An 11,348-nucleotide genomic window follows, 5' to 3' on the forward strand; every position below is an offset into this window, starting at 1 on the left:
AAAACGGTTGTTCGACCCCAAAACCGGTAAGAGCGCACCCCCGGCCTCGCCCGGCGAAGCCGGGGCGGGGCTTCCAGGTGCGGCATTTCAGAAGCCGCCGCATCCGGCGGCGGTAATTCACTCGTCATGTTCTTGCATAGGAGTCATATCTGAAAAGGCTTGAGGGTGTATCATGCCCGCGCCTGCCCTCGCGCCTGCCCTCGCGGAGCGGGGGAAGCGGGGGAAGCTGGGGAAGCGGGGTGCATCTGGCGGATATCCACACCTCCCGCTACCTGGATTCCCACAAAAAACACCCCCGGCGAAGAACGCGCCGAGGGCCGGCGCGGAAATGACGACCCAACCGGAAGACGATGCCATATTTTTTAACAACAAGGAGATTGCTTTATCTGCCCCGGACGGCGCGGACGGTCAAAGCAATCCGCTTTTTTTTGGGAAGAGGGGATTGCCCCGTATTGGTTTCGCCGGGGGCGGATCGCCCGCCATGACGTTGTTTTCAGCGCCCTGCTAGAGGAGTTCGCCCCGAACGCTGATGCCGTTGATCAGCCGGACCACGGGTGCGATCAAAGCCGTTTGCCAATCCGTTCCTTGGAGCGGCGCCCGATCGATGAGATACCCGGGCCCGGCGATCTTCTTCATCAGCATTTGCGCGGCCTGCAGATCGGCGCGGGAAGGGGTATCCGGCATCGCCGCTAAGATCCGCTCGTCGTCCGACATCGGCGCGACTCCGCCGGATGCAGCCAACTCCGCGCGCAGTTTGAAGCCGTAGCGCCAGGCTTCGTATTCCCCCTCCACGGAGCACCGGACCCGGATCGTCTGCCGAAGATGGCATGCCTCGTGGCCGAAGGAAATCAGGCAATCCGCGAACCCGAGGCTGCGGTCCACGGAGATCCACCGCTTGCGGGCGAACGTCTCATGCCATCCGGCGCCGACCCCCTTGGCTTCCTTCGTCACATACAGGGGTATTTCCTGTTCGAGGATAAAGGCGGCGGATTCACGCAGGCGGGGGCCCCGTTCCGCCATCGCGGAAAGGTATTCCAAAGCCCGTCCGCCCCGGATCCGCGGATCCAGAGCGATTCCCGGCAGGGTGTTTCGCAGGGAGTTATACCAACGGGCGACATCGCCGATCGCGGTTTTTGAAGGCATACGGACCGCCTCCATGGCTTTGGGCGGCAAGCCGATCGGGAAAGTGCGGCGTCGTTCCGTTTCATTATATCCGGATGCTCGGCGGCAATCCACACAACCCGGCCCTCCGGCCCCCGGTTTTTCCAAGAGGATCTCCGCCGGCCGTCTCCTTCGGGACCTTGCCGGATCGATTGCCCCCTTCGGACGCGTTTGGAGAAGCTATTGACAATAATATAAACCGAGTTTATATTAAATCTAAATAATACTCTACGAGTTACTAATTATGACCGTAAAACACGGAATTCTCGGTTTGCTGGCCCTCCAGCCGCGCTACGGATACGAACTACGCGCGGCCTTCCTCGCCGTGGTCGGCGGGGAGGGCAACTGGGACCTTAAGCCGGCCCAGATCTATTCCACCCTCGGCCGGCTGGAGCAGGCCGGGCTGGTGAAAGCTCCGGGAGGATCCCGCAAGCGCAATCCGGAGAAGCGGGTTTTTTCCATCAGCGCCCGCGGCCGCGGCGAATTGGAGCGCTGGTTTGAAAACAACGAACCGCCGGATCACCAGCGCGACGGAACCTACCTGAAGATGGTCCTCAGCCTGGCCACCGGCCTGGCCGATCCGCGCCAGATCGTCGGCCGCGAACGGGCGATGCTCTACCGGGAACTGCACCGGGCGACCGCCCGCCGGTCTGAAGCGGATCCGCAACGCGAACTCGCGCTGATTCTGCTGCTCGACAAGACGATCATGCACCTGGAGGCCGACCTGCGCTGGCTGGATATGCTCGAATCCCGGCTGGATGAGATCCGCAGACAGCCGGTTCCGGAGCCGGACCTGAGGCCGAGGGGCCGGCCGAAAAAACAGTAAGCCGGTCTTTCCGTCTGCCGCTGTCCTCCGGCTGGCCCTGCCCGGCGGACCCGAGCCGAAAGCAGGGGGTATGGAAAGGGATGGCGCGGACGGACGGAAGGAAAAGGGAAGAAAGGATCAACTCCTGCGCATCGTGACGGCGGTTTCGATCCGCGGGGAGCATTTATCCGACCGCCAATGTTGTTGAAGTGAGGCAAGCATGGCGCTCGTTCAGACGGAAAACCTGACAAAAATCTACGGAACCGGTGAGGCGGCGGTGACCGCGCTCGACGGTGTGAATCTGCGGATCAATCCCGGTGAGTTCGTCGCCGTGATGGGGCCGAGCGGGTGCGGCAAATCGACGCTGCTTCATCTGATCGGCGGCTTGGATCGGCCGACGGAGGGCAGCGTGGTCCTCGACGGAACCCCGCTGACCGAGATGAAGGACGACGACCTGGCCAGGCTTCGCCGCCGGCGGATCGGGTTCGTCTTCCAGTTCTACAACCTGATTCCCGTCCTCAATGCCGCGGAAAACGCTGCGTTGCCCGTCACCCTCGACGGCGCGCCGCCGAGGGAGGCGGAAAGCCGGGCGGTCGCATGGCTGCGGAAGTTCGGCTTGGGGGAGCGGCTGAAAAACCGACCGGACCAGCTTTCCGGCGGCCAGCAGCAGCGGGTGGCGATCGCCCGGGCGCTGGTCGCCGACCCGGCGCTGATCCTGGCCGACGAACCGACCGGAAACCTCGACACCCGCGCCGCGGACGATATCGCCGCGCTGCTCGCGCGCGTGTCGAAGGAATTCGACCGGGCGGTGGTGATGGTCACCCACGATCCGCGCATCGCCGCCTATGCCAACCGGATCGTCTTCCTCAAGGACGGCGCGGTGGTCGACGAAGCCGTCCTCGAACGCAAGGGCCACGACAAGGCGCAGTTGCTGGCCGACAAAATGCGGGCGATCGGGGAGTAGGAGGACGCCATGACTCTCCAACTTTTGCTGGCTTGGCGCTACCTCAGCGGACGCAAACTGCGAACCTTCCTGACCACCCTCGCCATCGTCTTCGGCGTGCTGGTCATCTTCGGAATGAACATCATTCTGCCGACCATGGTCTCCGCCCTGCAGGCCAACGTCCAGGGCATGGCCGGCGTGGTGGATTTCAGCGTGACCCTCGTCTCCGGCGAATCGTTTTCCCCGGAAATCGTCCACGCCGTGGAGGGCGTGGACGGCGTGCGCGCCGTATCCGCCACCCTGATCCGCACGGTCAATCTGCCCGTCGGCTTTTTCGGCGAGGCGACCGCCCAAACGGCCGCGATCACGGCCGTCAACCTGATCGGATTGGATCCGCAGGCGGCCCGCTCAGTGCGCGCCTATCCGGTGACCGACGGGCGGTTTCTGGAACCGGCCGACGCCGCCGCGGCCGTCATCTCGCAGAGCCTGGCCGATAAACTACGGATCGGGGTGGGGGGATCTTTCCCGCTTCCCACCACCCAGGGGCTGGCGGACCTGACGGTCGTGGGGATTCTTCCCCCGCGGACGACGCCCGGGAACGAGGAAATCCTGGTGACCCTGGCGCAGGCCCAGCGCATGACGAACGAACCGGGCCGGATCAACACCGTCGACATCAACATCGAGACCGGCGCCGGTGAGGCGCGCCGCACGGAAATCCAAAAAGCCGTCGAAGCGGCGATCGGTTCCAACTATCACGTCGGAACCCTGATGTCGGGGACCGACATGTTCGCCGCGCTGCAGCTGGGACAGGCGATCCTGGGTCTGTTCGGCTTGCTGGCGCTGTTCATGGGCGGATTCATCATCTTCAACACCTTCCGCACCATCGTTGCCGAGCGCCGGCGCGACATCGGCATGCTCCGGGCGCTCGGCGCCACCCGCGGCACGATCCTCGGGATGATCCTGGCCGAAGGTATCCTGCAGGGGGTCATCGGCGCGGGGCTCGGCCTCGTGTTCGGCTACCTGCTGGGCGCGGGATTGCTGAAGTTGGTTGAGCCGTTCCTGAGCCGGTTTCTGAACCTCAATCTGGGAAGCCCGGTCGTGTCCCCGGGCCTGGTCGTGGTCTGCGTCCTGCTTGGGGTGACCGTAACCCTCCTGGCCGGCCTGATCCCGGCCCGCAACGCCAGCCGGGTGATGCCGCTCGAGGCTCTGCGGCCTGTGCAGGCGGAGACGGACCTGATCCGCAACATCGGCGCCGGATCGGTCATCGGGATCGTGATCCTGATCGCCACCAGCCTGGCGCTCTTTTCGGGAGATGCGCTGCTGATCACGCCCAGCGGGTTCCTGTTCCTGATCGGCTTGGTGCTCGTCGCGCCGCTTCTGGTGCGGCCGTTCACCTGGGTGCTCGCCAGGGTCCTTGGGTGGATCTTTGCCCGGAGCGGCATCGGCGAGCTGGCGCAGGGGAACCTGATCCGCCAGCCCGCCCGCACGGCGGTGACCGCTTCGGCCACGATGCTCGGGCTGGCGGTGATCGTCGCCGCCGGCGGCATGATCGCCTCGATCTCGGTGGTGATGTACGACGTGATGCGCAAGAGCCTGGGCAGCGACTACCTGTTCATTCCGCCGTCGGTCTCCGTCTGGAACACCAACCTCGGGGCGGGGCCTGATTTCGTCGACCGACTGCGCGGCGTGGAGGGCGCGGGCGAGATCAGCACCTTCCGCTTCGCCGGGACCAAGGTCAACGGAGTCGGGGTTTCGCTTTTGGGGATCGATCCGGCGGCGTTCCCGAATGTGAGCGGTCTGTATTTCCTCCAGGGCGGGGAAGGGGCTTACCGGGAGCTGGCCGCGGGGCGCAACATGATCGTCAACTCGTCGTTTCTCTCGATCGCCTCGGCCAAGGTGGGCGACACGGTCGACCTGCTGACCCCGAACGGCCCGGTGCCTTACCGGATCGTCGCCGCCGCGACCGACTTGCTCAACGTCAAGGTCAACACCGCGTTCATCTCGCAGGCGAACATGGAAGCTGATTTCGGCAAGACCGAGGATGTGTTCCTGCAGATGAATCTGGCGCCCGGGGCGGACCGCGCGGCCGCGGATGCCCAGATCAAAGAGATCGCCGCCGACTATCCGCAGTTCCAGCTGATCTCCGGGCGGGAATACTACGATACGATGAAGGGTCAGTTTGAAGCGGCTTTCTCCGCGGTGTATGTCCTCTTCGGTCTGCTGGCGTTCCCCTCCTTCATCGCCATGCTGAACACGCTGGCGATCGGGGTGATCGAACGCACGCGCGAGATCGGGATGATCCGCGCCGTCGGCGCCACCCGCGGGCAGATCGGCGCGATGGTGACGGCCGAGGCGCTGCTGCTGGCGGCGATCGGCACCGCCTTCGGGATCGTCGGCGGCTGGTACCTGGGGTATACCTTTATCAGCGCGATGAAAGCCGTGTTCCCGATGGGGTATGCCTTCCCGGCCGCCGGGATGCTGGCGGCGGCAGTCTTCGGCCTGCTGTTTGGAGTGCTGGCGGCGGTCATCCCCGCGCGCCAAGCCGCCAAGCTGGATATCATCCGGGCCCTGCAGTATGAGTAATGCCTCATCTCCTCCGCCGTTCCCCGCTCCCGGTTTGCCCCGCGATGCAGGGCGGGCCCCGGGAGCGGAGAAGCCGGCGCGCTTTCGGCGGAGTGAGGGAGACGGTGCGGAAATCGGTCAATTCGTGGACCGAGGTATAGTCGCTAGTTCAAAAAGGAGAGGCCGCAATGGAACTACCGGATCAATTGCGAAAGTTCCGCACACTGCACCCCTGCCAATACTTATCCGTCGCGGATGTCCGTTGGGAATATCTCGCGGGTGGAAGCGGAGCCCGCACGCTGTTGCTGCTTCCGGGGGGAATGCGCACCGCCGAAAGCGCCTACGGCTACATCGAAATGTTCGAGGGGAAGTATCGCGTGCTGACCCCGACGTATCCCCCGCTCGAGAGCATCGACGATCTCCTCGACGGGATGGCGGCGATTCTGGACCACGAGGGGACCGGGCGCGTGAGCGTGTTCGGGCAATCGGCGGGAGGGGTTATCGCGCAAACGTTCGTCCAGCGTTTTCCGTCGCGGGCCGAGAAATTGGTCCTCTGCGGAACCGTCCCCTTGAGGAATCCGAAATGGAAAGATTGGATCCTGGGGATCTACAACCGGATCATCCCCCGGCTGTCGGAGAAAGCCGCCCTCCGGTTGTACCGGAACATGATCGAATCGGTCATGGACGTCCCGGAAACCCGGGCGGCGTTTTGGAAGGCGTACCTTGACGGGTTGTTTTCCTCGCGCCTGACCAAGGCGGACGTGCTCAGCCATTTCCGGACCGGCGGCGACGCGCTGCGCAAATACGGGTACGACCGGCCGGGGATCCGCCCGTGGCCGGGTGAGGTGTTGATCCTGTTCGGGGAGAAGGATCCGGTGAGTTCAAAGGCGGATCGGAAGGCGATGCGGTCTTTCTACCCGCACTCCCGGATCCAAGCGATTCCCGGAGCCCGGCACATGCCGGCGCTCTTCCATACGGAGGCCTTCCGGACCGCCGTGGACGAATTCCTATGCGCCTGACATCCGGCCGTCCTCGGGCCGTTGTTCGGCGGGCGGTCCCTTCTCCCGTCGTCGACCGGGGGAGGAGGATCAGGTCAAGGCAACGCCGATTTCACAAGGAGGATCGATGAACACTGATGCTCAGAAGAGGGATCAAAACAAACCCATCCCGCGTATCATCGCCCGCTGGGCGGTGCGCGAGACGATGGGGGTGGTGATGATGGCCGTAATCCTCTTTCTCGCGGCCGGGCGCTGGGATTGGGGCTGGGGCTGGGTGCTGGTGGCGGTGATGGCGGCCTGGGTGGTCGCCACCGGAATCGCGGTCATCCCGCGCCACCCGCAGCTGCTGGCGGACCGCGTCGGCCCGAAATCGGACGCCAAGAAGTGGGACGTGGGCTTGATGGGCGTGGTCGGGTTGCTCACCCTGGTTGGATACGTCGTCGCCGGATTGGATGCCCGCAACGGATGGACGGCGGACTTGCCGGACGCGGTCCGGATTCCGGCGCTGATTGTGACGGCGGCGGGATACGCGGCCGCGGTGTGGGCGACGGCATCGAACGCCTTCTTCTCGCAGATTATGCGGATCCAGGCGGACCGCGGACACACCGTAGCCGTCGGCGGGCCGTACCGGTTCCTGCGCCATCCGGCTTACCTCGGGCAGGTCGCCGTCAACCTGGCCGCGCCGTTGGTCCTTGGATCGTGGCCGGCCTTCGCGGTTGGCGCGGTGCTCGCCGGATTGATCGTCGTCCGCACGGCGCTCGAGGACCGGACTCTGCTGGCGGAGTTGCCGGGGTACAAGGATTACGCCGCCCGGGTCCGGCACCGTTTGCTGCCGGGGGTCTGGTGACGATCCACGAAGGGGTCCAAGCAACATTTTTGGATCAGCAGGACAGGGCGGATCCACGGAGGAAATCAAGGGCTCGGAGTTTTTTCATGAACTCCGTGCCCTCCTTTTTTTCCAGTCAGGGAACCAGGAACCCCCGTTTTTCCAGGTAGGCGATGATCCGGCGCGCGTTTTCCTCCGGAGTGTGGTTGACGGTATCGAGTGTGATCTCCGGATCGACCGGCGGCTCGTACGGATCGTCGACGCCGGTGAAGCCCTTGATTTCGCCCCGCCGGGCGCGGGCGTACATGCCCTTGGCGTCGCGCTGTTCGCAGACTTCGATCGGCGTGTCGACGAAGACCGTGATGAACTGCTCCTCGCCGACCATCTTGCGCGCCTCGTTGCGCGCCGCCCGATACGGGCTGACCGCCGCGCACAGCGCCACCCCGTGGTGGCGGACGATCTCGCTTGCGACGAAACCGATCCGCAGGATGTTGGTGTCGCGGTCCTCGCGCGAGAACCCCAGCCCCTTGGAAAGATGGGTGCGCACCACGTCGCCGTCGAGCACGGTGATTTGCTTGCCGCGCTCGAGGAGCAGGCAGGTGAGCACGTCGGCGGTGGTGGATTTCCCGGCGCCGCTCAGGCCCGTGAACCAGATGCAGAAACCCCGGTGATGCCGCGGCGGGTGGGTGCGGGAGAGGATTTCGGCGGTCTCCTTGCGGGTGAACCATTCGGGCAGAAGTTTCCCCTTGGCCAGGTAATCCTCCCGCACCTGGGTGCCGGAGATCGAGGCGGTTCGAGCGCCGGCGGGCACGTTCGATTCCTCAACATACTCCTGTGAATCCGGAAGATAGACCAGCTCGCGGAACGGTACCGGCGTGACGCCCGTCTCGCGCGCGTGTTTGGCGGCCAGTTCCTGGGCGTCGTACGGGCCGTAGAACGGTTTCCCGTTCGAGTCCTTCCCGGGGCCGGCGTGGTCGCGGCCAATGATGAAGTGCGTGGCGCCGTAGTTGCGGCGGATGATCGCATGCCAGAGCGCCTCGCGCGGCCCGGCCATGCGCATCGCCAGCGGCAGCAGGCTCAGCAAGGTGCTGCCGGAATCGTAATATTTTTCCGTCAGCGCCCGGTAAATCCGCACCCGGGTGTAGTGGTCCACGTCGCCGGGTTTGGTCATCCCCACCACCGGATGGATCAGCAGACTGCCCCCGATCTCGTCGGCGGCCCGCTTGGTGAGCTCCTCGTGGATCCGGTGCAGGGGGTTGCGCGTTTGAAAGGCGACCACTTTGGCGTGGCCCATATTCTCCAACAGCGCGCGGACCTGGGCCGGGGTCCGGCGCAGGTCGGTGAAATCGTAATAACGCGGCGGGGTGAGCACTTTCAACTCGCCGGAAACGCAGCGTGCGCCCCAACGGCTCATCTCGGAAACGAGCGGATGGCGGGGGTCGGTCGTCCCCAGCGCCTGGCGGGCCTCTGCGCTTGGGTCCCAGGCGAAGGTTTCCTCGATCCGCAGCGCTGCGATCAGGTTGTTGTGTTCGTCGCGCAGGGCGAGGTATTCCGCCCCGGCGGGGATTGTTTTCTCGTCGAGGGGCAGCGTGACCGGGATCGGGAACAGCGTGCCGTCGCGGAGCCGCATTTCGCCCAGCACGCGCTCGTAATCCGCCTTGCCCATGAAGCCTGTGAGCGGGGAGAAACCGCCGCACGCCAGGAGGTCCAGGTCGCACAGTGCGCGGGGGGAAAGCTGGATTGAGGGAAAGCGGCCGGCTTTTTCGATCCACTCGCGGCGCTCCTCGCCGGACAGGGTCAGGTCGACGAGCGTTCCGCCGTAAGGGGGGATCAGAGTTGCGGGTTTGGAGCCGTCTTTCATGCGCGGTTTCCTCTTCGGGAAAAAAATGGAGATCTGTTTCCCGGCCCCCGGACGCGGGGATCCCCGGGGAGGGATCGGATCGGAACGGAAACAACCGGGGCGACTCATTGTACTTGGTACGGGGGGATTCGGGAAGGCGGATCGGCGGGGTTCAGCGTTTTCCACTGCACAACGCGATGCCGGAAGGAGGTTTTTCCGAGTGGAAAGGCGGTACAATGCCCGGCATTGATCAACCTCCGGATCAATCCAAGGAATTCATTTCATGCGGGAAGTACTGCCCACGTTTCTTGGGATCGGCGCGCAAAAAAGCGGCACCTCGGCGGTCCACCAGTTCCTGCTTTCCCATCCGCAGATTTTTCTTCCGGTCCGGAAGGAGATGCGGTATTTCGGATACGCCGAGCAGCCGATCGAGTATCACGGACCGGGGGATGAAATCATTCCGCGGACGGTCGTCCGCTCCTGGGAGCGGTACGTCTCGGTCTTTCGGGAGGCGGATAATTTTCCGATCCGGGGCGAAATCTCACCCGATTACCTGGTGCTGGCCGAGACCGCCGCCACGGCCATCGCCCGGCGGCTTCCGGGTGTCAAATTGTTCGCCGTTCTGCGCCATCCCGTGGACCGGGCTTATTCCCAATTTCAACACGCGTTGCGGATGAACCGGGAACCCATCTCGGATTTTCAATCCGCCCTGAATGCGGAAACCGCACGGATCCGGGAGAATTGGTCTCCGTTATTCTGGTACCGCCGAAACGGGGAGTATTGCCGGCAATTGAACGAGTTCTTTAAAGTTTTCCCCAGGGAGCGGATGAGGATCTATCTCTACGACGATTTGCGCCGTGATCCCCAAGGGTCGATGGCGGACCTGTATCACTTTCTCGGAGCCGATCCTTCCCATCGATTCGAATCTTCGGCGGTGTACAACCCTTCCGGAATTCCGCGCAACCGCTTTCTCTATGACCGGGCGTTCGACCTGCGGAGGGCGACCCGGTTCATGGACCGGACCATTCCGCTTTCCGTGCGGTATCCCATCCACTCCGCAATCCGCAGATTGTTCCTGAAACCCGCCCCGCGGTTGGACCCCGGACTCCGCGGGGAGTTGACCGAGTCTTTCCGTGAGGAAATCCTCGGGCTTCAAGAACTCCTCGGATGGGATCTGGGCGCCTGGTTAAGTTCCAAGTGACCTAGGTCGGCCAATGAAACGCAGGCGGGATCGGAGCTTTTATCTTCGCATCGGGAGTGGATCCGGGAAAGAACGCTCAGTCGGTTGATCCCCACCCGCCGTAGGCGATGAAGGACTTCGTCAGGCCGAGGATTTTTTCTTCGTAAATGCAGGCCTCTGGGAAGAGCGAGGACAGTTCGCTCTTTTTCAGAAGACAAACATGGTTTATCTGGGACCGCGCCATAGCCAGATCGGGGATCTTGGGATACCAACCCAGGGCGAAATGGCGGATCGCCCAAACTCGAAGGTCCGCCGGCAGCCACTGAAATCCGGGAACCAGGAAGTGGGGTTCCAGGGGGAACCAATAATTGGGCGTTTGGATGAAGTACCGTTTTCCGACCCGCATGACTTCCCCGGCCATGCGGGTCTGTGCTTCCCGGCCTTCCAGGTGTTCGATCACCGAATTGGAGAAGACGATCTCGTAACTCTGATCGCCGAATTGCTTCATCTCGGCGGCGTTCCCGGTCATAGACTTCATATACGGAGAGCTCACGAGTTGGGGCTTAAGGTTGAACAGGGTGATCCGGACCTGCTCCGAGGCGGAAAATCCGAGAAGCCGCCAGTAGCGTTCCGTTCCGCCGATGTCCAGGATGGTGAGGGGGCGGGGAACGGAACGGATCAGGGAGAGGAAGAAAGCATGCCGACGCCTCCGCAGGCGCGCCCCCAATCCGTTCGGATGCCTCGAATAGAATATATCCTTAAGAAGTTCGATCATGCGCTGAGCCGCGTCCTTCGAACGCCCGTCAGCTGTCCGGCTTTCCTGCAGTGAGGGGACGATTTTCGACGGCGTCATCGCGCGAACGCGATTCAGGTTCCCTTCCGGTCGGCGCGGAGCCTTGCCGATTTTCAATCAGGGCGAATGTGATCAGGATGAAAGCGGGGACTGTAGAGCCTGTTGCTTGGGTCCACTTTGAAAAAGCCAAAAAAGAACCCCCGTTGAATCAGGGAATTATCCTCTGAGGAAGGCGATTCT

The 11,348-nt window shown here is 63.5% G+C and carries 9 protein-coding genes; 6 read left to right on the forward strand and 3 right to left on the reverse strand.

Features of this window, described 5'->3' with window-relative positions; all coding sequences use genetic code 11:
- Positions 1–504: 504 nt before the first annotated feature.
- Entirely contained in the window at positions 505–1,143 is a 639-nt protein-coding gene (locus JW929_10345; GenBank protein ID MBN1439798.1) for a hypothetical protein, read from the reverse strand.
- A 262-nt stretch (positions 1,144–1,405) separates the two neighbouring features.
- On the opposite strand from JW929_10345, the gene JW929_10350 reads away from it, so the two are divergent.
- From JW929_10350 to JW929_10370, 5 genes are all read left to right on the forward strand, one after another.
- A complete protein-coding gene (locus tag JW929_10350; protein MBN1439799.1) occupies positions 1,406–1,987 on the forward strand; it encodes a PadR family transcriptional regulator in 582 nt (193 codons plus the stop codon).
- Between the two features lie 199 nt (positions 1,988–2,186).
- Positions 2,187–2,930 (forward strand): ABC transporter ATP-binding protein, encoded by a 744-nt coding sequence (locus tag JW929_10355; protein ID MBN1439800.1) that lies wholly within the window; start codon positions 2,187–2,189, stop codon positions 2,928–2,930.
- Positions 2,931–2,939: 9 nt separating this feature from the next.
- Positions 2,940–5,492 (forward strand): FtsX-like permease family protein, encoded by a 2,553-nt coding sequence (locus tag JW929_10360; protein ID MBN1439801.1) that lies wholly within the window; start codon positions 2,940–2,942, stop codon positions 5,490–5,492.
- Between the two features lie 167 nt (positions 5,493–5,659).
- Positions 5,660–6,490 carry an alpha/beta hydrolase gene (locus tag JW929_10365; protein MBN1439802.1) on the forward strand — a complete coding sequence of 277 codons (831 nt, stop codon included), beginning with the start codon at positions 5,660–5,662 and terminating at the stop codon, positions 6,488–6,490.
- A gap of 106 nt (positions 6,491–6,596) precedes the next feature.
- The gene (locus tag JW929_10370) at positions 6,597–7,316 is read left to right on the forward strand and encodes an isoprenylcysteine carboxylmethyltransferase family protein (protein MBN1439803.1); all 720 of its coding nucleotides are present in this window, start codon (positions 6,597–6,599) and stop codon (positions 7,314–7,316) included.
- Positions 7,317–7,431: 115 nt separating this feature from the next.
- Here JW929_10370 and JW929_10375 read toward each other — a convergent pair whose 3' ends face one another.
- Entirely contained in the window at positions 7,432–9,156 is a 1,725-nt protein-coding gene (locus JW929_10375; protein ID MBN1439804.1) for a bifunctional sulfate adenylyltransferase/adenylylsulfate kinase, read from the reverse strand.
- Between the two features lie 262 nt (positions 9,157–9,418).
- On the opposite strand from JW929_10375, the gene JW929_10380 reads away from it, so the two are divergent.
- Entirely contained in the window at positions 9,419–10,336 is a 918-nt protein-coding gene (locus tag JW929_10380; protein MBN1439805.1) for a sulfotransferase, read from the forward strand.
- Positions 10,337–10,412: 76 nt separating this feature from the next.
- Here the strand turns inward: JW929_10380 and JW929_10385 are convergent, their stop codons facing one another.
- Positions 10,413–11,168, reverse strand: coding sequence for a methyltransferase domain-containing protein (locus tag JW929_10385; GenBank protein MBN1439806.1), 756 nt, complete (start codon positions 11,166–11,168; stop codon positions 10,413–10,415).
- Positions 11,169–11,348 lie beyond the last annotated feature (180 nt).

It is taken from the genome of Anaerolineales bacterium (assembly GCA_016928575.1).
In the GTDB taxonomy this organism is placed as follows: Bacteria; Chloroflexota; Anaerolineae; order Anaerolineales; family RBG-16-64-43; genus JAFGKK01.